At 71.1% G+C, this 18,913-nt stretch carries 19 protein-coding genes and 4 tRNA genes; 20 read left to right on the top strand and 3 right to left on the bottom strand.

The window, feature by feature from the left end; translation table 11 throughout:
- The first annotated feature begins 16 nt into the window (after nt 1-16).
- The 6 genes from ABZU91_RS19955 to htpX all read left to right on the top strand — a co-directional run bounded on the left by ABZU91_RS19955 (nt 17) and on the right by htpX (nt 6,859).
- Nucleotides 17-574 (top strand): NADH-quinone oxidoreductase subunit J, encoded by a 558-nt coding sequence (locus ABZU91_RS19955; RefSeq protein WP_355242247.1) that lies wholly within the window; start codon nt 17-19, stop codon nt 572-574.
- Nucleotides 571-915 (top strand): NADH-quinone oxidoreductase subunit NuoK, encoded by a 345-nt coding sequence (gene nuoK, locus ABZU91_RS19950; protein ID WP_355242245.1) that lies wholly within the window; start codon nt 571-573, stop codon nt 913-915. The genes ABZU91_RS19955 and nuoK overlap by 4 nt, the downstream gene beginning before the upstream one ends.
- A complete protein-coding gene (locus tag ABZU91_RS19945) occupies nt 912-2,834 on the top strand; it encodes an NADH-quinone oxidoreductase subunit L (protein ID WP_355242242.1) in 1,923 nt (640 codons plus the stop codon). Before nuoK ends, ABZU91_RS19945 begins: the two co-directional genes overlap by 4 nt.
- Nucleotides 2,831-4,339 (top strand): NADH-quinone oxidoreductase subunit M, encoded by a 1,509-nt coding sequence (locus ABZU91_RS19940; protein WP_355242239.1) that lies wholly within the window; start codon nt 2,831-2,833, stop codon nt 4,337-4,339. Before ABZU91_RS19945 ends, ABZU91_RS19940 begins: the two co-directional genes overlap by 4 nt.
- Before the next feature lie 40 nt (nt 4,340-4,379).
- Nucleotides 4,380-5,879 carry a proton-conducting transporter membrane subunit gene (locus ABZU91_RS19935; RefSeq protein ID WP_355242236.1) on the top strand — a complete coding sequence of 500 codons (1,500 nt, stop codon included), beginning with the start codon at nt 4,380-4,382 and terminating at the stop codon, nt 5,877-5,879.
- Nucleotides 5,880-5,983: 104 nt separating this feature from the next.
- On the top strand, nt 5,984-6,859 hold the full coding sequence (htpX, locus tag ABZU91_RS19930; protein WP_355242233.1) for a zinc metalloprotease HtpX: 876 nt from the start codon (nt 5,984-5,986) through the stop codon (nt 6,857-6,859).
- Nucleotides 6,860-6,919: 60 nt separating this feature from the next.
- Here the strand turns inward: htpX and ABZU91_RS19925 are convergent, their stop codons facing one another.
- Both ABZU91_RS19925 and ABZU91_RS19920 read right to left on the bottom strand, forming a co-directional pair.
- Nucleotides 6,920-8,113 (bottom strand): hypothetical protein, encoded by a 1,194-nt coding sequence (locus ABZU91_RS19925; protein WP_355242230.1) that lies wholly within the window; start codon nt 8,111-8,113, stop codon nt 6,920-6,922.
- Nucleotides 8,113-8,955 (bottom strand): DUF6065 family protein, encoded by an 843-nt coding sequence (locus ABZU91_RS19920; protein ID WP_355242227.1) that lies wholly within the window; start codon nt 8,953-8,955, stop codon nt 8,113-8,115. The genes ABZU91_RS19925 and ABZU91_RS19920 overlap by 1 nt, the downstream gene beginning before the upstream one ends.
- A 191-nt stretch (nt 8,956-9,146) precedes the next feature.
- Here ABZU91_RS19920 and ABZU91_RS19915 point away from each other — a divergent pair, with 191 nt between their 5' ends.
- Together ABZU91_RS19915 and ABZU91_RS19910 are read left to right on the top strand one after the other, a co-directional pair.
- Nucleotides 9,147-10,406, top strand: a complete 1,260-nt coding sequence (locus ABZU91_RS19915; RefSeq protein WP_355242224.1) for an MFS transporter — start codon at nt 9,147-9,149, stop codon at nt 10,404-10,406.
- 190 nt (nt 10,407-10,596) lie between these two features.
- Nucleotides 10,597-11,124 (top strand): dihydrofolate reductase family protein, encoded by a 528-nt coding sequence (locus ABZU91_RS19910; protein ID WP_355242221.1) that lies wholly within the window; start codon nt 10,597-10,599, stop codon nt 11,122-11,124.
- Between the two features lie 43 nt (nt 11,125-11,167).
- Here the strand turns inward: ABZU91_RS19910 and ABZU91_RS19905 are convergent, their stop codons facing one another.
- The gene (locus ABZU91_RS19905) at nt 11,168-11,662 is read right to left on the bottom strand and encodes a YajQ family cyclic di-GMP-binding protein (RefSeq protein WP_355053333.1); all 495 of its coding nucleotides are present in this window, start codon (nt 11,660-11,662) and stop codon (nt 11,168-11,170) included.
- 148 nt (nt 11,663-11,810) lie between these two features.
- Here ABZU91_RS19905 and ABZU91_RS19900 point away from each other — a divergent pair.
- The 12 genes from ABZU91_RS19900 to secE all read left to right on the top strand — a co-directional run bounded on the left by ABZU91_RS19900 (nt 11,811) and on the right by secE (nt 18,896).
- Nucleotides 11,811-11,894 (top strand) — tRNA-Tyr (locus tag ABZU91_RS19900).
- A gap of 214 nt (nt 11,895-12,108) precedes the next feature.
- Nucleotides 12,109-12,399, top strand: a complete 291-nt coding sequence (locus ABZU91_RS19895) for a hypothetical protein (protein WP_355242218.1) — start codon at nt 12,109-12,111, stop codon at nt 12,397-12,399.
- Nucleotides 12,396-12,923, top strand: a complete 528-nt coding sequence (locus tag ABZU91_RS19890; RefSeq protein ID WP_355242215.1) for a S1 RNA-binding domain-containing protein — start codon at nt 12,396-12,398, stop codon at nt 12,921-12,923. The genes ABZU91_RS19895 and ABZU91_RS19890 overlap by 4 nt, the downstream gene beginning before the upstream one ends.
- Before the next feature lie 848 nt (nt 12,924-13,771).
- Nucleotides 13,772-13,945 carry a hypothetical protein gene (locus ABZU91_RS19885; RefSeq protein WP_355242212.1) on the top strand — a complete coding sequence of 58 codons (174 nt, stop codon included), beginning with the start codon at nt 13,772-13,774 and terminating at the stop codon, nt 13,943-13,945.
- 60 nt (nt 13,946-14,005) lie between these two features.
- Entirely contained in the window at nt 14,006-16,537 is a 2,532-nt protein-coding gene (locus ABZU91_RS19880) for a bifunctional diguanylate cyclase/phosphodiesterase (RefSeq protein WP_355242210.1), read from the top strand.
- A 92-nt stretch (nt 16,538-16,629) separates the two neighbouring features.
- Nucleotides 16,630-16,702, top strand: a tRNA-Thr gene (locus ABZU91_RS19875).
- A gap of 24 nt (nt 16,703-16,726) precedes the next feature.
- Nucleotides 16,727-16,799: transfer RNA gene (locus ABZU91_RS19870), tRNA-Met, on the top strand.
- A 132-nt stretch (nt 16,800-16,931) separates the two neighbouring features.
- Nucleotides 16,932-17,099, top strand: coding sequence for a 50S ribosomal protein L33 (gene rpmG, locus ABZU91_RS19865; protein ID WP_007073056.1), 168 nt, complete (start codon nt 16,932-16,934; stop codon nt 17,097-17,099).
- Nucleotides 17,100-17,225: 126 nt separating this feature from the next.
- A complete protein-coding gene (locus ABZU91_RS19860) occupies nt 17,226-17,672 on the top strand; it encodes a MaoC family dehydratase N-terminal domain-containing protein (protein WP_355242206.1) in 447 nt (148 codons plus the stop codon).
- 1 nt (nt 17,673) lies between these two features.
- Nucleotides 17,674-18,066: a MaoC family dehydratase gene (locus tag ABZU91_RS19855; RefSeq protein WP_355242203.1), complete on the top strand. Its 393-nt coding sequence runs from the start codon at nt 17,674-17,676 to the stop codon at nt 18,064-18,066.
- A gap of 151 nt (nt 18,067-18,217) precedes the next feature.
- Nucleotides 18,218-18,290, top strand: a tRNA-Trp gene (locus ABZU91_RS19850).
- Nucleotides 18,291-18,503: 213 nt separating this feature from the next.
- Nucleotides 18,504-18,896, top strand: a complete 393-nt coding sequence (gene secE, locus ABZU91_RS19845; protein WP_355242200.1) for a preprotein translocase subunit SecE — start codon at nt 18,504-18,506, stop codon at nt 18,894-18,896.
- Nucleotides 18,897-18,913 lie beyond the last annotated feature (17 nt).

Genomic DNA, 18,913 nt, shown 5'->3' with positions numbered 1-18,913 from the left:
CTGCGGGGGCGGCCCGGTGACCGGCGCGGATCTGCTGCTGCTCGCGCTGGGCGCGGTGGCGGTCGGGGCCGGTGTGCTGGTGGTGACCACGAAGCACCTGGTCCGGGCCGGGCTCTACCTGGTGGTCTGCCTGGGCGCGCTGGCCGGCGACTACCTGGTGCTCGGTGCCGAGCTGGTCGCGTGGGTGCAGGTGCTGATCTACGTGGGCGCGGTGGTGGTGCTGCTGCTGTTCGCGGTGATGCTGACGCGGGCTCCGATCGGGGCGTCCGACGACCTGGACCGGCCCGGCTGGCCCGCCGCGCTGATCGGCGGCGGTGCCGGGCTGGGGTTGAGCGTGCTGCTGGTCGACGCGTACCGGTGGAGCACCGTCGCGCTGCCCGACGCGGGTACGGCGGAGCGGCTGGGGGAGCAGATCTTCACCTCCTGGGTGCTGCCGTTCGAGGTGCTCTCCGTCCTGCTGCTGTCCGCCCTGGTCGGCGCGGTGGTGCTGTCCCGACCGGACATCGGTCGGCGCGCCGACGACGTGCACGTGCAGACGCCGGCGGAGAACGTGGTTCCCGGGGGGCGTCGGTGAGGCCGGTCATCCCGTACGTCACCGCCGCGCTGCTGTTCGGCCTCGGCGTGTACGGCGTGCTGCGGCGACGTAACGCCGTGCTGGTGCTGATGTCGGTCGAGCTGATGCTCAACGCGGTGAACCTCGTCCTGGTAACCGCGGACACCACGGTCCGCGCGGTGCTGCCGCACTCCGGGCAGGTGTTCGCGCTGTTCGTCATCGTGCTGGCCGCCGCGGAGATCGGGGTGGGGTTGGCGATCGTCCTCCAGCTCTACCGCCTGCGGTCGACCGTGGCGGTGGACGACGTGCTGTTGACCGAGCCGGCCGGGGCCGTCACGCAGGACGCGGAGGCGAGCCGGTGACCGGGCTGCTCGGGGCGGCGCTGCCGGCCGTACCGCTGCTCGCCGGTCTGCTCGGTCTGCTGCTGCCGCCGGCCCCACGCCATGCCGGCGGTTATCGGGCCCGCGCGACCGCCGTGGCGATCGGCGTGGCCGGTGCGGCCGGGGCGCTGGCGCTGGCCGTGGCCCTGCTGTTGACTGTCGACGGTCCGACCGAGACGTCGACGACCTGGGTGGACATCGGCGGGTTGGCGGTGACCCTCGGCGTACGACTGGACGGCGCCGCCGCGCTGGTCGCCGTCGCGGTCACCGCGGTGGCCCTGGCCGTGCAGGTCTACTCGATCGGCTACCTGCGCCGTGGTCCGCACGACGATGTCGACGTCGACCACCGCTATCCGCCGTACGCCGCCCAGATCAGTCTCTTCACCGGCGCGATGCTGCTGGTGGTGGTCGCCGGTGACCTGATCATGCTGCTGGTCGGGTGGGAGGTGATGGGCCTCTGTTCGTACCTGCTCATCGCCCACGACCGCCGGCTCGCGGGCGCGCCGGCCGCGGCCATGAAAGCGTTCCTGGTGACGCGGGTCGGTGACGTCGGCTTCCTGCTCGGCATCGCGCTGCTCGGCGTGTCGACGGGCAGCTTCCGCATCGCCGACGTGCTCGCACACGACCACTCCGGCGCGACGCTGACCGCCGCCGGCCTGCTGCTGCTCGCCGGGGTGGCCGGCAAGAGCGCCCAGTTCCCGTTGCACACGTGGCTGCCGGACGCCATGGCCGGCCCGACGCCGATCTCCGCGCTGATCCACGCCGCGACGATGGTCGCCGCCGGCGTGTACGCGGTGACCCGGCTGTACCCGCTGTTCACCGCCGCGCCGGTGACGTTGACGGTGCTCGGCGTCCTCGCCGCGATCACGCTGCTGCTCGGGGCGCTCGCCGCCACCGCCCAGGACGACATCAAGCGGGTGCTGGCCTGGTCGACCGTCTCCCAACTGGGCTACATGACCGGCGCGCTGGCCGTCGGCTCGCCGTCGGCGGCGCTGTTCCACCTGCTCACCCACGCCGCGTTCAAGGCGCTGCTGTTCCTCGCCGCCGGTGCGGTGATCCACTCGGTGGGGACCACGCTGATGTCGGAGATGGGTGGTCTGCGCCGGAGCATGCCTGTGACGTTCTGGTGCACGGTGATCGGCCTCGGCGCTCTGGCCGGGGTGCCGCCGCTGGCCGGCTTCTGGAGCAAGGACGGCGTGCTGACGGTCGCCGAGTCGGCCGCGCTGGAGGGCACCGGCCCCGCGCCGTCGTGGGTGGGCTGGCTGGTGTGGCTGGCCGGGCTGCTCGGTGTGGCGATCACCGCCTGGTACGCGGGTCGGCTACTGCTGCGGGCCTTCTTCGGCGAGCCCCGACTGCCGCTGGTGCACCCGCACGATCCGCCGGCGGTACTGCGCTGGCCGGTGTTGCTGCTCGCCGTGCCGGCCGCGCTGCTGGGCCTGGCCGGGTTCGTCGGGGCGTTCGCCGACCGGCTGCGGTTCGCCACCGTACCCGTCGCGGGCGCGGAGGACGGCCTGGTCCACGTCGGGCCGGCGCTGCTGCTGCCGCTGGCGCTGCTGGTGGTCGGCGCGGGCTTGGTGTGGGCGCGCTGGCAGCGGGACAGGGCCGCCGATCCGGCGGCCACGCTGGGCCCGCTGCGGCCGGTCTTCGCCCGCGCGTTCCGGCTCGACGACGTCCAGCACACCCTTGTCGTACGCCCCGTCCGGGCGCTGGCTCGCCTGGCGCGCACCGGTGACGAGGTGGTGGTGGACGGGGCCGTCGAGGGCAGCGGCCGGGTCGCCACGGGCCTGGGCGCCGGACTGGCCGCGCTGCACCGGGCGGCGCTGCCCCGGGCCGCCGCCGGTGTGCTGGCCGGCGCGTTGCTGATCGGCCTGGCCGCCGCCGTGCTGGGAGTAACCCGATGACGCTTGGGCAGGTTCTGCTCGTCGCCGTGCTGGTGGTGCCGGCGCTCGGCGCGGTCGCGGTGGCGGCGACACCCCGGGACCGGGCGGCGCGGGTCGTCGGCACGGTCGCGGCGGCGCTGACCCTGCTGGCGACCGTGGCACTGGTGTCCGGTGGGCGGGGGTGGTTCGCCTGGTCGGCCGGTACGCCTGCGGTGCGCCCCTGGCACCAGGTGAACCTGCCCTGGGTGCCCGGTCTGGATCTGCGGTTCCACCTCGGCGTCGACGGCATCTCCTGGCCGCTGGTGGTGCTCACCGCGCTGCTCACGCTGCTCTGCTGCGCGTACTCGCTGTGGCGGGTGCCCGACGGCGGCAGCGGCCGGGCGCTGGTGGCGCTGCTGCTGCTCGTCGAGGTGGGCATCCTCGGCACGTTCCTCGCCCTGGACCTGGTGCTGTTCTTCCTGTTCTTCGAGGTCGTCCTGCTGCCGATGTACGCGATCATCGCCGGCTGGGGCGGTGCCGACCGGCGTCGGGCCGGCCGCAAGTTCGTGCTCTACACGCTCGTCGGTTCGGTGCTGCTGCTGGTCGGCGTGTACGTCGTGGTCGCCGCCGCGGGCACCGCCGACGTGGTGGCGCTGACCGGTGGGGCAGGGCTGTCCCGGGGCACCCAGTTGGCCGCGTTCACGCTGTTCGCGCTCGCGTTCGCGGTGAAGAGTCCACTCTGGCCGTTGCACTCGTGGCTGCCCGACGCGCACACGCAGGCCCCGACGGTGGGCAGCGTGGTGCTGGCGGGTGTGCTGCTCAAGATGGGCACGTACGGGCTGATCCGGGTGGCGGTGGGGGTGGCGCCGGAGGGTGCCCGCTGGGCCGCGCCGGTGCTCGGTGTGCTGGCGGTCGCGGCGATCCTGGTCGGCTCGCTGGTCTGCCTGGCCCAGACCGAGGTGAAGCGGCTCATCGCGTACTCCAGCGTGGGGCACATGGGCTTCGTCCTGCTGGGCGTCGCCACGTTGACCGCCACCGGCATCCAGGCTGCCCTGATCGGCAACGTCGCGCACGGTGTGATCACCGGCCTGCTGTTCTTCCTGGCCGGTGCGGTGAAGGACCGCACCGGTACGGGCGCTCTCGCCGATCTGTCCGGCCTGCGGGAGACCGCGCCCCGGCTGGCCGGCCTGCTGGCGTTCGCGGCCATCGCGTCGCTGGGCCTGCCCGGGCTGGCCGGCTTCTGGGGGGAGGCGTTCGCGGTGGTCGCGGCGATCCAGGTGGGCGGCCCGCTGTGGCTGACCCTCGGGGTGCTGGCGGCGATCGGCGGCGCGCTCACGGCCGCGTACTTCCTGCGGTTGCTGCGTCGGGTCACCCACAGCCGGCCGAGCCCCGCGGTGAGCGGCGTCGGCGCGGGCCTGGCCGGCGCGGAGTTGACCGCGTGGTCGCCGCTGGTGCTGCTCGCGCTGGCCATCGGCCTGGTTCCGGCGCTGGTCCTCGGCGTCGCCGAGGCACCCGTCGACGCCCTCATCGAGGTGATCCACAGGTGAGCACGAAGAAAGCGCCGCGTCCGGAACCGAGGGTGGTCCGATGAGCGTCGTGCAGAGCGTGGACAGCGTGGCGTTGCTGCCGGCGTACCTGGCCGCCGGCACCGCCGTACTCGTGCTGGTCGTCGACCTCGTGCTGGCGCGGCCCCGCGCCACTGTCGCGGTGGCCGCGCTCGGGGCGCTCGGTACCGCCGTCTGCTCGGCGCTGGTCGGTGCGGGCGGGGAGCGGCGGACGTTCTGCGTCGGCGGCGACTGCTCGTGGGTCTTCGGCGGCCGGGCGGCCCTGGTCGGCGCGGTGGTGGCGCTGCTCACCCTGGGCGTGCTCGGGTTGTCGGTGCCGGCGCTGCGGGCCGGCCGGTCACCGGCGGGGGAGTACGCCTTCCTGTTCGCCTGTTCGATGACCGGCGGCGTGGTGCTCGGCGCGGCCGGCGACCTGATCACCCTGATCGTGGCGTTGGAGACGCTGACCCTCCCGCTGTACGTGCTGGTGGGCCTGCGTCGGGGCAGCCTGGCCAGCGCCGAGGCGGCGGTGACGTTCTTCGTGGTCAGCGTGGTGGCCACCACGCTGACGCTGCTCGGCGCGGCGCTGCTGTACGCGGTGACCGGCGGCCTGCACCTCGACCGGGTCGGCGCGCTGCTGGCCGAGCGTCCGGAGCTGCGCGAACTGCCACTGACCACCGCCGCCGTGGCGCTGCTGCTGCTCGGACTGGCCTTCAAGGTGGCGGCGGTGCCGTTCCACGCCTGGGCGCCGGCCACCTACGACGGCGCTCCGCTGCCGGTCGCCGCGTACCTGTCGACGGCGTCCAAGCTGGGCGGCCTGGTGGCGTTGCTGGCCGTGGTGCAGCGGGCGTTGCCGGCGGACCAGACCGGGCCGGTGCTCGCCCTACTGGCGGTGCTCACGATGACCGTCGGCAACCTGGTGGCACTGCGTCAGCGGCGTACCGTCCGGCTGCTCGCCTGGTCCTCGGTCGCGCAGGCCGGTTACATCCTCGCCCCGCTGGGTGCGCTGGCGCTGGCCGCCGGCCGTACGGGCGAGGCGCGGTCGGCCGCGTACGCCGCAGCGGTGGCGTACGCCGTGTTCTTCGTGGTGCTGGAGTTGGCGGCGTTCGCCGGGGTGACCGCGCTGCGCCCGGTGGGGGCGGACGGCGGGACGCTTGACGACCTGCGCGGCGCGGCCCGCCGACACCCGTGGCGGGGTGCCGCCCTCGGCCTCGCGCTGGTGGGCCTGGCGGGTCTGCCTCCGGGCCTGGCCGGGTTGTTCGCGAAGGTGACGGTGGTCCGGTCGCTGCTGGACGGCGGCGCGGCCTGGTTGGCGCTGGTGGTGGCGCTGAACGCGGTGATCGGGCTCGCCTACTACCTGCGGGTGACCGCCGGCCTGTGGGCGCCGACGCCCACGCCGACGTCGACACCCTCGGCGGGCGCGGACGGTGTGGTGGCCGTACCCCTGGTGGGTGTGGTGGCGGTGGTGCTGGCGGTGGCCACCGTGGCCGCCGTGGTGCTCGGGGTCGCCCCGCAGCTCGTGCTGGATCTCGCCGCCCGCTGACGCGGGTCTCAGTCAACTCTCAGCGTTCCGACGGATGGTTGACGGGTATCGAGTTGTTGTACCGGTCAGCGGATCGAGGCGATCCGCGCACCGAAGGAGAGATCGTGCACCACAACCGTCTGAAGACCGCCGCGCTGCTCGGCCTGCTCACCGCGCTGATCCTCGCGGTGGGCTACGGGTTCGGTGGCAGTGGCGGCCTGGTCATCGCCGTCCTCATCTCGCTGGTCATGAACGGCGTTTCCTACTTCTACTCGGACAAGATCGCGCTGCGCTCGATGCGGGCGCAACCGGTCACCGAGGCACAGTTCCCCGAGCTGTACCGCATGGTGCGCGAGCTGGCCACCGAGGCTCGACAGCCGATGCCGCGCCTGTACGTCAGCCCGACCGCGCAGCCCAACGCGTTCGCCACCGGGCGTAACCCGCAGCACGCCGCGGTCTGCGTGACCCAGGGCATCACCGAGGTCCTGGACTACCGGGAGCTTCGTGGTGTGATCGGGCACGAGCTGTCCCACGTCTACAACCGGGACATCCTGATCTCCAGCGTCGCGGCCGGTCTCGCCGGCATCATCACGTTCCTGGCGAACATCGCCTGGTTCATCCCCCTGGGCGGTGGGGACGACGAGGACTCGCCGAACCCGGCCGTGCTGCTGCTGACCCTGATCCTCGGCCCGATCGCGGCCACCGTGATCCAGTTGGCGATCAGCCGGAGCCGCGAGTTCCAGGCGGACCAGTCGGGTGCCGAGCTGAGCCGGGACCCGCTGGCGCTGGCCAGCGCCCTGCGCAAGATCGACGCCGTGGCCCGGCGACGCCCGCTGCCGGCTCAGGGCACGCTCACCAGCAGCGCCCACCTGATGATCGCCAACCCGTTCGCCGGTGGCGCGGTGGCCGCCCTCTTCTCCACCCACCCCAAGATGGAGGACCGGGTCGCCCGCCTGGAGCGGATGGCCGCCAACTCGGGGCCGGTGCAGTTCCAGCGCTGACCCGCCGAATCCCGTACTCCACCCGCGTCCGCGACGGACGCGGGTGGAGTCGTCTCCGGGTCAATCCGGTACGGACAGCCGATCCGGTCGGGTCAGCAGCACGACGACGAGCAGGACGACACCGGCCGTGAGGTACGACGCGGCGGGCGAGAGCACGGCGGCCACACCACCCAACAGGAAGATGCCGATTCCCGAGGTCACGATGTTGGCCGCGACGATCGTCGCCTCGACCTGCCCCATCCGCTCGGGAGGGGCCAACCGGGCGAACGTGGCCTGCGCACCGATCAGCCATCCACCACCCGCGCCGATCAACGCGTTGCCCACCGTCAGCGCCCACAGCGGCGCGTCGACGGCGACCAGCACACCGTTCAGCAGCAACGCTCCGGACAGCGCGGCGGCCACGACCACCTGGCCGGCCAGCCGACCCAGCCAGCGGGAGCGGCCCACCCACAGGACGAAGACCGCCCCTCCCAGCGCCGACGCCGCCAGCAGGGCGGGACGCCAGGCCCCACGGGCGAGGTCCGGTGCGAGGGTCTCGGGCAGCGCGCCGGACAGCACCGTGGCCAGCGTGAGCAGGGCGACGCCCCGCAGCACGGGGTGACCGGCGATGATGCGGACACCCGCAGTCGCCGGCGGACGAGGTCCGCGTACGCGGTGGGGTCGCTTCGGCAGCCCGGCCAGGACGACCGCGGCGACCAGGAACGAGGCGAGGTCGATCAGCAGCGCCACCCGGGAGCCGAGCGCCACGGTCAGGCTGGCTCCCGCGAGCAGGCCGACCACCTGACCCGCCTGGTTGGCGAAGGCGCTGAGGCCGAACAGCGGCAGCCGCAGCGGAGCGTCCACCGCCTCGGCGACGACGGCGACGTTGACACTCGCGTAGGCGGCGCGTACCGCCCCGAGCAGACCGGCCGCCACGATCGCCGGCACCGGCTCGGGGACCGCCGCGGGCACGGCGATCAGCGCGGCGCCGACCACCGACAGCCAGACCAGGAGGGTACGGCGGGCCGGCACGTCCAACCAGCCGCTGAAGACGGTGGCGATCAGCAGGGCCGGCAGGGTACGCGCGGCGTAGACCGCGGCCGGGCCGAGGACGGAGTTCGTCTGGTCGTACGCGAGCAGCAGCAGAGCGGCCAGGCCCACGAAGTCACCCAGCTCCGAGATGCCGCGGGCGATGACAAGTCGGGAGGCGACCGGATGTCGGAACAGTGCCCGGTAACCAGGCGAAGGGGTGAGCTGTTCTTCGGTGTCACGCATCAGGTCGGCTGGTCGGCTTCCACGACCCCGATTGGCTGGTAGGAGGCGTTGTCCCGGACCCGGCGGGCCTGCTCCCGGCGGTAGCTGCTGCGGATCTCCGGGTCCTGGCGGCGGCGGCGCAGCGCCACGAAGTCCGACCAGACGTCCTGCGGCCACGCCGGCAGCCCCTCCCCGGTGGCCAGTTCGGCGTCGCGGAAAGCTTCCAACGTCGACCGGTGCACCGGCTGTAGGCACATGAGGGGAATGTTCCGGTAGAAGCGCACCACCTGCCCGACCTCGGTGAGTCGCAGGATGGTGGGCAGGAGCGAGGTGTACCAGTCGGTCTCCACCACGCCCTCGTAGAGCTGTAGGCCACGCTGGGCAGGCCAGTTCGGCACGCCTCGAGCGATGAGGCACCAGCCCGGGGACGTACGCGCCACCACGCCGGTGACCAGCTCGACCGTGTTGGCCGCGCGCGGGTCGGCATCCAGGAACGGGATGCTCGCGCCGTACCGGTCGAAGATGTCCAGGTCGCCGTGGAACTGCTCCGGCGCCGCCTGCAACTGGCTGGCCGCTTCCGGCAGCTTGCCGTCGTAACCGCCGGCGAGCGAACGCCATCCTGTCGGCTCGTTCTCCTCCAGCAGGGTCCACTCGGTGTCCTGACCGTCCCAGCGGAGCGCGAAGTCGGCCGGCGGGTAGACGTACCAGCCGAATCCCGAGCCGGCGGCGACCGGCGGGCACTGTTGGACGGCCCGGGCCGGCAGGGAGCCGCGCAGGCTGGGCGAGGCCGCTTCACTGGGTTTGGCATCGCCGTACAGCGAATAGATCTCGACTCGCAGAGGTGCGGTGGTAGTCCCGGACATCGGACCTCCTGCCTCATCGTGCGGTGCCGGCGTATGGACCCAATTCGATCAGCAACCTACCCCCTTTGTGACTGCTCGGTCAGTCCCACCCACTGCGCTCCTGTGAGCGGATCGACCATCCATGGCCTGACCTCGGGAGTTAGGGTCGACAGGGCTTCTACCCGTTACCTGTCCCGGCGGAGGTGTATCCCGTGGCCGCACTGCGCCAGTACCTGGGTGTCTGGCGGATTCCCGGTGCGCCGATCCTGCTGGTCAACGGCATCATCGGGCGGCTCGGGATCGGCATGACGCCGCTGGCGCTGCTGCTGGTGGTCGAGCAGGTGACCGGCCGCTACGCGCTGGCCGCCATCGCCGGCGGCATCTACGCCGTCGCCGGCGCCGCACTCAGCCCGGTGGCCGGACGCGTCGCCGACCGGGTCGGCCCGAGCCCCGTGCTGCTGGTGACCGCCGTAGCCCACCCGCTCGCGCTCATCGGGCTGCTACTGGCCAGCCGCTCGGGTGATGACGCCCTCGCCGCCATCTACCTGACGGCCGGCGTCGCCGGTGCGACGTACCCGCCGCTGACCGCCGCCATCCGCGGCGCCTGGAACGAGCTGACCAGCCCCGCCTCCGGCCGGTACGCCCTACGCAACACCGCCCTGGCCGCCGAGACCTCACTGTTCGAGATCGTGTTCGTGCTCGGCCCGCTGCTCGTGGCTGGCTTCGTGCTGGTCGCCGACGCGGCCGCCGCGCTGATCGGGGCAGCGGTCGTCACCCTGGTCGGCACCGCCGCCGTCGCCCTCGGCCGGGTGATGCGCGACTGGCGTCCGCACCCGCGCGAACACCACGCCCGCGGACTCGGCCCACTGCGGGTCGGCGGCTTCCCGGCCCTGCTGGTCTGCGTGGCCGGGCTGGGCATCGCGTTCGGCGCCGCCGGCGTCATCGTCCCCGCGTACGCGAGCAACGCCACCACCGACGACCCGGAGAGCCTCGCCGGGCTGCTCCTGGCCGTCTGGGGGATCGGCAGCGCGATCGGCGGCTTCTGGTTCGGTGTCCGCCGGCCGTCGCCGAACATGACCCGCCAGTTCGCCCTGCTGCTCGCCGCGCTGGCCGGCACCTTCGTGGTGTTCGCAGTGATGCCCACGCCGCTGGCGCTCGGTGTCGCCCTGGTCGTCGGTGGGGCCACCATCGCGCCGGCGTTGACCCTGGAGAACACCCTGGTCGGGCGGATCGCCCCGACGGGCATGCTGAACGAGGCGTACACCTGGGTCGTCACGGTCGCCGTGGCGGCGAGCGCCGCCGGCGGCGCGGTGGCCGGCCTGATCGTGGACCACGCCGGCGGGGTGCCGTGGGCCTTCGTCTTCGCCGGGGCGGCGGTGGCCGTCGGGGCCGCGGTCGCCGCGCTGCCCGCCGGGCCCATCGCCCGCGCGGAAAACCAGGCGGTACGCGCCGAAGAGCCCATCCCCGTCTGACCCCTGCCCTGGACGGCTCGAGCCGGCCCGGCCTCGCGCCTTGATCGACTCGGGTTCCTGCAAGTCGTGGTGTCCCCTTGACGAGGATGCCCCGATATCCAGTAACCCGAGTCGATCTCGGTGGACGTGCACCCGATGGCTTCTGTGAGCGCCCGGCCTCCACCAGAATGGGCGCCGACGAGGGGAAACCATGGCCAAGCTGCTCTACTCCGCCACCGCATCGCTCGACGGCTACATCGCAGGCCCTCGCGGGGACATGTCGTGGCTGACCGAACACCTCACGATGGACAACCCGACCGCGGACCGCATCCTGGCCAACGTCGGCGCGATCCTGGCCGGCAACCGCACCTTCGGCGGCGACGACCCGAACCGTGGCACTGACAGGGAAGGCGCGTTCGGCGGCCGGTACCAGGGCCCGGTGGTCGTCCTGACCCACCAACCGCCCACCGACCCGGCCGAAGGCGTCACCTTCGCAGACGATCTGCATAGCGCCGTCGCGCAGGCCAAGGAAGCCGCCGGCGACAAGTACGTGAACGTGCTCGGCGCGGACGTCGCCAAGCAGTGCCTCCGTGCCGGCCTGCTCGACGAGATCCTGATCTTCTTCGCGCCGGTGCTGCTCGGCGACGGCGTACGCATCCTCGACGACCCGGGCGGCGCGCGGGTGCGGTTGACGCCGATCCCCGGGGAGACCGCCAACTGGTACACCGTCGACCGCTGACGGGTCGACGGTCTGCGGCTGGTCAGACTGGCGGCTTCCGCGCCTACCGGTAGTTCGTGAACTGGAGGGCGACTCCGAAGTCCTCGCCCTTGAGCAGGGAGATGACCGCTTGGAGGTCGTCCCGCTTCTTGCCGGTGACGCGCAGCTGGTCACCCTGGATCTGCGCCTGCACGCCCTTCGGGCCCTCGTCGCGGATCTTCTTGCTGATCGCCTTGGCCTTGTCCGTCTCGATGCCCTGGATCACCTTGCAGTCGATCTTGAACACCTTGCCGGACGGGCGCGCCTCACCCGCGTCCAGCGACTTCAACGAGATGTTGCGCTTGACCAGCTTCTCCTTGAAGACGTCCAGCGCTGCGCGCACCCGCTCCTCGGTCTCCGCCTGAAGGCCGATCGCCTCCTCGCCCGACCAGGAGATCTCCGCGCCCGTGCCGCGGAAGTCGAACCGCGTCGCGAGCTCCTTCTCCGCCTGCCGGAGGGCGTTGTCGACCTCCTGGCGGTCGACCTTGCTCACGATGTCGAATGACGGGTTCGCTGGCATGCTTCTGCTCCTGCTGTCCGGCGGTCTGGGACGTGCAGTCGGCCGCCGACCAGCGGCACGACCCCCTGACCGTACCCGGTTGCACCGGTCCCGGGGTGAGCCGCTATCCTTGCTTCCGCCGCCGCGTTGCGACGCGGTGGGGTGCCCTGGCGGGTTGCCCGAGCGGCCAATGGGAGCGGACTGTAAATCCGTCGCGAAAGCTTCAGAGGTTCGAATCCTCTACCCGCCACCAGGTGCAGACACGGCCCCTGACCAGCAGAGATGCTGATCAGGGGCCGTTGTCGTTGGTCCGGCCGAGTCCAGCTGAGTCCAGCCGTTGACGACTGGTTGTGGGCAGATGGTGGCAGGTCATCGTGCCTATTGAGGGCTTTCCTGTGGCTGCGAACGCTGGGGCCGGCGGCTAGGCCTGGTCTGACGGGACCAGCCGTCTAGCGACGGTTGTACCGATGACGGCGGCTCCCACGAGCGGGCGCGGACTCGAGTCGGTCTACGACCGATGGTGGAAGCTCGCCCGCGAGAAGGCGCTGACCGAGTCGCAGGTCGCCTCGCCGCTCGTCCGTCGCCCCTGCGACCTGCGGCACGCGGCGGCCTCGCTCTGGCTGAATGCCGGCGTCCCGCCGACCGAGGTGGCCCGGCGCCTGGGCCACGGCGTCGCCGTCCTGCTCCGCGTCTGCGCCAACTGCATCGACGGCGGCGACGACACCATGAACGACAAAATCGGTGGTGCGCTCGGGTGATAGGAGTTGGATTCGTGAGGCGACGGGATGACGACAGTGTGCGACTGAGCTTGGAAACGCTTGAGCATGGCCAGGTGGCCACGGGCGTGGTGGTCGAGATCAAGAACTTCGGGGTCTTCGTAGACATCGGCGGTGTCATCGGCATGGTGAACTGCGCGGAGCTGACCTGGAAGCACTTCACTCACCCGACCGATGTGGTCGGCCTGGGGGACCGGCTCAACGTGATGGTGCTGGACGTCGATCTCGACCGCGAGCGGGTGTCGCTGTCGCTCAAGGCGTTGCAGCCCGACCCGATGGCGGAGTTCGCGCGGGTGCATCTCGGAGCCGTCCTGCGCGGTGAGGTGACTCGTATCGTGCCGTTCGGTGTCTTCGTCGCGGTGGGGGATGACATCCAAGGGTTGGTCCACGAGTCCGCCCTCGACCGCACTCCTGAACCCGGCGACACGCTGGTGGTGGAGGTCGTCGACATCAACCTTGTCCATCGGCGGGTCCGTCTCCTGCCGACCGGGCACGAGCCGTTGTGATACCTCAGGCACCGAGGCTGGAGCGTCGATGGCGGCGTGGGTTCCGCGGATTGGTCCACTCCAGATCGCCGATGTGGGGGTATCCCTCCGCCGGGAAAGCCCCACATCGGCGACCTGTAGTGGATCATTGCGACGGGGCCTGCGGCGGTCGCGTCGAGCCACGCCACCGGCACAAAGTCGCGATTCGTCGATACCGTATCCGTCGTGAGGCAGCGACGGGTCCGATGGCACGACCGACCGGCCGCCCGAAGCTGTCGTCGAGGTCTGGCGTTGCCTGCTGTCGCGCTCATCCTGGTTGGCTGCGCCGACCAAGGAACCAGGCCAAGGACTGTCCGGCGGACATGTCACTGCCTCCGGCCCAATAGGCGAACCCGGCCAGGACGCTGCCTCGGTCCCCGGACACAGCGGCTGGCCCGGCCCATCCCGCGCGTTCGCCGCCCGTCCGGGAGCGTTACGACCGCCGACGGCAGAAGGAGGGCGAATCGGGTCGCGTCCACCTCCTTGTGTCTTTGCGGGAAGGCGGTATGGTGGTCGATGTCTGGGCCGCGTCGGTGCGCTTCCAGACCATCGCATTCGTCACGGAGAGCGATCGGGCAGGATTGGACAGCGGATTCCTCCGATCGCCTGGGTGAATTGTGCCGTAGGTCGCATCAAGCGCTGGGTGAAGCGCTGATGTCGCAGGGAGGGGCCCTGATCTGGCCCGGCTCGTGGAGGCGCAGTGGGCCGAAGGGCGCGACCTCGCCAACGCTCGGATGGGTGCGGCCATCACCGCTTTCCTGCGTACCTTGCGTGTGGCACGATCGTGGAACCTCCACCATCCCTGTGACACTTCCCCGACAGGAGCCAACATGTCTGGTCGAAGGCTGGGCCGGTCACTCGGCTCGCTCCTCGTGCTCGCCGCTGTCCTCGGTGGACTGATCGGTGTTGACGCCCTCGCTAGCGGGGGCTACGCCCAGATGACCGACGTCGTGTGGGGCGCGGGTCTGGGCGATGTCGTGTGGGGCGTCGCCGCCTCCCGGTGAATCACGGGGCGTCGCCCGTGAGGGCAGCCCTGACGGGCGACGTCTTTCAGAGGGAGCGGTATGGCCGAGCGTGACCAACGGCGTAAGTCCACGGACCACGCTTGGCTCATCACCGGCCCCATGGCGTTGATCGCCATCCTCTCCTGCACCGCGATCAGTGTCGTCTCACACCGTCCCTACGGGGACTGGGGCCTGGCTTTCCTGATCTTCCTCGCGATGACGGGCATCAGCATTCCGGTGCTGAACTTCGTCGTCCGGCGCCAGTCCGTGGGCGTGACGCTCACGGAGATCCCACTCGTGGTGGCGCTGTTCTTCCTGCCGCCGTTGACGGTCGTCCTGATCTACACGCTGGCCTCGTTGATCTGGAGCGCCAGGCAGCGTTTCGCTCCGGCGAAGTTCTGGTTCAACGTCGCGCGTGCCGCGGCGGCCACGTCGCTGGCCGGGCTGCTCCTGTTGCGGCTGCCGCCGCTGCACGACGTGGGCCCGGGGACATGGATCAGTCTCTTCCTCGCGGTCAACACGATCACCCTGGTCAGTCTCGTCTCGGTCGTCGGCGTACACGTGCTCCTCCAGGGCTGGCAGGCCGGCCGCGAGGCGCTGCGGACGACGCCGTCGGTGTTCCTCACCACCTCGATCAACGCATCCGTCGGTCTCCTCGTGCTGATCGCGTTGCGCAAGACCTGGTGGTCGGCGCTGCTGTTGGCGGCCCTGTTCGCGGCGCTCGCCCTGGTCTACCGGTCGTACGCCCAGTTCTTCCGGCAACACCGCACCCTGACCGGGATGTACGACCTCGCCCGGTTGATCACCACGAGCGGCGCCGACGCGGCACTCGCCGACGTCCTGCTCGACCGGGTCCGTGCTCTCATGCAGGCAGAGTCGGCGACGCTGTGGCTGCCCGCGCAGGGCCGGCATCCGGAGGTGCTGTTGACGGCCCGGGTCGACACGCCGGGGCTGCTCGACGTCGCTCCGACGCCGTCGATTCTTCGTGAGCGAACGCGGGAGTTGGCGAAGACCCTGTCGATGGGTCGTCTGCTGGGTGACGAGGGGGCGCTTCGGCGCGAGATCAGCGCCAGCGAGATCAAAGACGTGATCGTGGTGCCGTTGCGCTCCGGGCAGGCCGTGATCGGCACCCTGGAGGTGGCGAACCGGCTCAGCGACATCGGGCACTTCGCCCCCGGCGACATCCCCATCTTCGAGACGGTGGCGGCGCACGCGGCGGTGGCGCTGGAGAATTCCCGGCTGGTCGACCGCCTCCGGCACGACGCCTACCACGACACCCTGACGCGGCTGCCCAACCGGCGGCGGGTCACCGGGGCGCTGGACGAGTCGGTGAAGATCGGCGCACCCGACGAGGTGGTGGCGTTGCTGCTCTTCGACGTCGACGGGTTGCAGCAGGTCAACGAGTCACTCGGCCACGCCGCCGGTGACAAGGTGCTCATCGAGGTCGCCAACCGTCTGCGGGCCAGCGCGCCGTCTTCGGCCCTGGTGGGTCGTGTCGGTGGCGACGAGTTCCTGGTGACCCTGCGCTTGGAGAACGCCGACGCGGCGCTGGAGTTGGCCGAGCAGCTCCGCGACCAGATCCGCGACGAGATGGTCTTCGACGCGCTCACCCTCGACGTCAACACGGCCGTCGGGGTGGCCGTACACCCGGATCATGGCAGCGATGCCGCGACCCTGCTGCTACGGGTCGATCTGGCGGCGACCGCCGCCAAATCGGTGCCCGGCAGTGTGCAGTTGTTCAACCCGGGTCTGGAATCCCGGTCGTTGCGCCGGCTGGGTCTCGCCGGTGACCTGCGTCAGGCGTTGGACCAGGACGACCTGGAGGTCTACTTCCAGCCCAAGGTGACCCTGCGGGACCGGCGTCTGGTCGGTGTCGAGTGTCTGGCCCGCTGGGAGCATCCGACGCACGGCACCGTCGCTCCCGAGGACTTCGTGGCGGTGGCCGCGCACACCGGCCAGTTGAGTCGGCTCACCGAGGTGGTGCTCCGCGAGGGTCTGCGGCGCAGCCGGGACTGGGCCGAGGCCAACCAGCCGCTGCCCATCGCGGTCAACCTCGCCGCCCGTACGCTCACCGATCAGCACTTCCCGGACCGGGTGCAGGAGCTGCTGACCGAGTACGGGGTGCCTGCTCAGCGGCTCACTTTGGAGATCACCGAGTCGGGCGTGCTGGACGGCACGGACCGGCCCATTCCGACGCTGCGTCGGCTCCGCGATCTCGGCGTCCGGCTGTCGGTGGACGACTTCGGCACCGGCGACTCCTCGCTGGCCCACCTGCGCCGGTTGCCGGTGCACGAGGTGAAGGTCGACCGGTCCTTCGTGCAGGGCATGGCGACCGATCCGGGGGACCTGGCGATCGTGAACGCGGTGGTGACGCTCTCCCAGCAGTTCGGCCTGGCCGTGGTCGCCGAGGGTGTGGAGAGCGAACTGACGTTGGAGCTTCTTCAGGACATCGGATGCGAGATCGGTCAGGGCTTCCTGTTCAGCCGACCGCTGCCGTACGAACGGCTGGCCGCCTGGTTCGGGGCCCAGGTGGACCCGGAGACGATTTCCGGGTCCGGCGGGGAGCTTCCGCGCCTGCGCGTGGTGCCCTGAGCTGGGCATACACGGTCGCCAGGGATCCGATTTCACCTGCCGACCGGTGCCGTGTATTCTACTTCTGCGCGCCCCACGGGGAGATCGCGCAGGCCCCCTTAGCTCAGTCGGCAGAGCGTCTCCATGGTAAGGAGAAGGTCTACGGTTCGATTCCGTAAGGGGGCTCGAGGGTTCAGCTGGACCCACCGCGGCGGTGTAGCTCAGATGGTAGAGCAAGCGGCTCATAATCGCTGTGTCGCCGGTTCAAGTCCGGCCACCGCTACTCTCGTCTTCCGGGCTCGTTCTCGGTGGTCGTTGAGATGGGCGCCACTGGCGCCCACTTTGCATGTCCGCGCAGTCAGCGTCTAGGCTGACGCGTCGTAGTTGTTTCCGTTAGCGAGGAAGGCACTCCGCCGTGGCGAAGGCTACCGATGTCCGGCCGAAGATCACTTTGGCGTGTGTGGAGTGCAAGGAGCGCAACTACATCACGCGCAAGAACCGCCGGAACGACCCCGACCGCATCGAGCTGAAGAAGTTCTGCCCGCGCGACGGCCGGCACACGGTTCACCGCGAGACCCGCTGACCGCTGGCCGGCACACGCCGGCCACCGTCGAAGCTTTCCCAGCCGCCGATCTGACCCGGTACGGCGCGGCATCGCCGCAGCCCACCGACCAGATCGGCGGTTGTGCTTTCCGTGTAGGTTCGCGGCATGTCCCTGGACCCTTCATTCGTCGGCCGGACGTATCCGCCGACCGCCCCCTACCAGGTGGGCCGAGAAAAGATCCGTGAGTTCGCCACGGCCATCGGGGCCACCGACGCCGCTCACCACGACCCGGCCGCGGCGCAGGCCCTGGGCCACCCGGACGTGGTCGCCCCGCCGACCTTCCCGGTGATCGTCACCATGGCCGCGACCCGCCAGATCATCGAGGACCCGGACCTGGGAGTCGACTACAGCCGCCTCGTCCACGGGGACCAGCGCTTCGCGTACACCCGGCCGGTGGTCGCGGGCGACGAACTGGTGTGCACCAACACCATCGAGGAGGTCACCAACCGGGGCGGACACGGCCTCCTGACCACCCGTACGGACGTGAGCACCGTCGCCGGGGAGCCGGTGGTCGCCGTCTGGGCCCGGTACGTCATTCGTGGGGAGGCCTGAGATGGAACTGCCAACCAAGACGTTCCGGGTGACCCGAGCGGACCTGATCCGCTACGCCGGCGCCTCGGGTGACTTCAACCCGATCCACTGGAGCGACCGGGTCGCCACGAAGGTGGGTCTGCCCGGGGTCATCGTGCACGGCATGTTCACGATGGCGCTGGTCGGCCGGGCGGTCACCGAGTGGGCCGGCGCGCCCGACGCGGTGGTCGAGTACGGCGTTCGATTCACCCGGCCGGTGGTGGTTCCCGACGACGACCAGGGGACCGAGATCGAGGTGACCGCGCGGGTCCGCGAGGTGACCGAGGACGGCCTCACCCGGCTCGAGGTGACCGCGACCTGTCTGGGCGACAAGGTGCTGTCACAGGCGCGGGCGACCATCCGTACGGCACGCTGAGGCGCCCCCGCTGCCGCGCTGAATCGGCTTCGCCACGCGTGGTGGGGAGACCGGTTGGGAAAGTCGGGCGCCTACCCGTACACTGGTCCGCCGTGGGGCAAGTGACCCCTGCTTGGTCGTCTGTGACCGGGTGGGGCGAGTGTTGCCGCACAGGGGTGTAGCTCAATTGGCAGAGCAGCGGTCTCCAAAACCGCAGGCTGCAGGTTCAAGTCCTGTCACCCCTGCGCCTCAGGCCTGACCGTTCCCGTGGGTCGCGCCGCCGACAAGGCGGCGTCCGGCCCGTGGTGGTGGCATCGGCGGGGTGGCTCCGAGGCAATCGGGGCTCCCGGTCGAACCACCGGCCGCGGCCCGTCGCGGGACGGTTGGGTCCGGCCGGCGTGACCAGCGCCGCGTACGCCGCCTGGCGTGCGACCCGAGATTCCGCGACGGAGGGCGAAGTGGCCGACAACAAGCGGCGCGGCGAGGACGCCGGCGACGATCGTCTCGACGACGAGGTCGTCGACGACGTAGCCGACGACGACGCCACCGGCGCGGACGAGCCGGTCTCCCGGGGAGGCACCGCGACGCGGGCCCGCGCCCGGGCGGAGTCGGCGGACAGCCGGCCGACCACGAGGTCGGAAACCGGTCGGGTGGGCGTGTTCGGCCGCATCGCCCGGTTTTTCCGCGAGGTCGTTGCCGAACTGCGTAAGGTCATCTGGCCGACCCGCAAGGAGTTGCTGACGTACACCGCCGTGGTGGTCACGTTCGTCGCGGTGATGCTGACGATCGTGGGCGTGCTGGACTACGGCTTCGCCAAGGCCGTGTTGTTCGTCTTCGGCAACTCGGACTGACCGGCTGTCTCCAGCCG

It is taken from the genome of Micromonospora sp. NPDC005174 (assembly GCF_040608495.1).
Lineage (GTDB): Bacteria > Actinomycetota > Actinomycetes > Mycobacteriales > Micromonosporaceae > Micromonospora.
The sequence above is the reverse complement of the archived record's forward strand: the minus strand, read 5'-3'. Positions and strand labels throughout refer to the sequence as shown.

What these genes read in the sequence shown, in the direction of transcription:
- ABZU91_RS19940 (WP_355242239.1), top strand. Translation starts at nt 2,831, where the DNA reads ATGACGCTTGGGCAGGTTCTGCTCGTCGCCGTGCTGGTGGTGCCGGCG.
- ABZU91_RS19935 (WP_355242236.1), top strand. Translation starts at nt 4,380, where the DNA reads ATGAGCGTCGTGCAGAGCGTGGACAGCGTGGCGTTGCTGCCGGCGTAC.
- ABZU91_RS19925 (WP_355242230.1), bottom strand. Translation starts at nt 8,113, where the DNA reads ATGCGTGACACCGAAGAACAGCTCACCCCTTCGCCTGGTTACCGGGCA.
- ABZU91_RS19920 (WP_355242227.1), bottom strand. Translation starts at nt 8,955, where the DNA reads ATGTCCGGGACTACCACCGCACCTCTGCGAGTCGAGATCTATTCGCTG.
- ABZU91_RS19910 (WP_355242221.1), top strand. Translation starts at nt 10,597, where the DNA reads ATGGCCAAGCTGCTCTACTCCGCCACCGCATCGCTCGACGGCTACATC.
- ABZU91_RS19905 (WP_355053333.1), bottom strand. Translation starts at nt 11,662, where the DNA reads ATGCCAGCGAACCCGTCATTCGACATCGTGAGCAAGGTCGACCGCCAG.
- ABZU91_RS19895 (WP_355242218.1), top strand. Translation starts at nt 12,109, where the DNA reads ATGACGGCGGCTCCCACGAGCGGGCGCGGACTCGAGTCGGTCTACGAC.
- ABZU91_RS19885 (WP_355242212.1), top strand. Translation starts at nt 13,772, where the DNA reads ATGTCTGGTCGAAGGCTGGGCCGGTCACTCGGCTCGCTCCTCGTGCTC.
- ABZU91_RS19880 (WP_355242210.1), top strand. Translation starts at nt 14,006, where the DNA reads ATGGCCGAGCGTGACCAACGGCGTAAGTCCACGGACCACGCTTGGCTC.
- ABZU91_RS19860 (WP_355242206.1), top strand. Translation starts at nt 17,226, where the DNA reads ATGTCCCTGGACCCTTCATTCGTCGGCCGGACGTATCCGCCGACCGCC.
- ABZU91_RS19855 (WP_355242203.1), top strand. Translation starts at nt 17,674, where the DNA reads ATGGAACTGCCAACCAAGACGTTCCGGGTGACCCGAGCGGACCTGATC.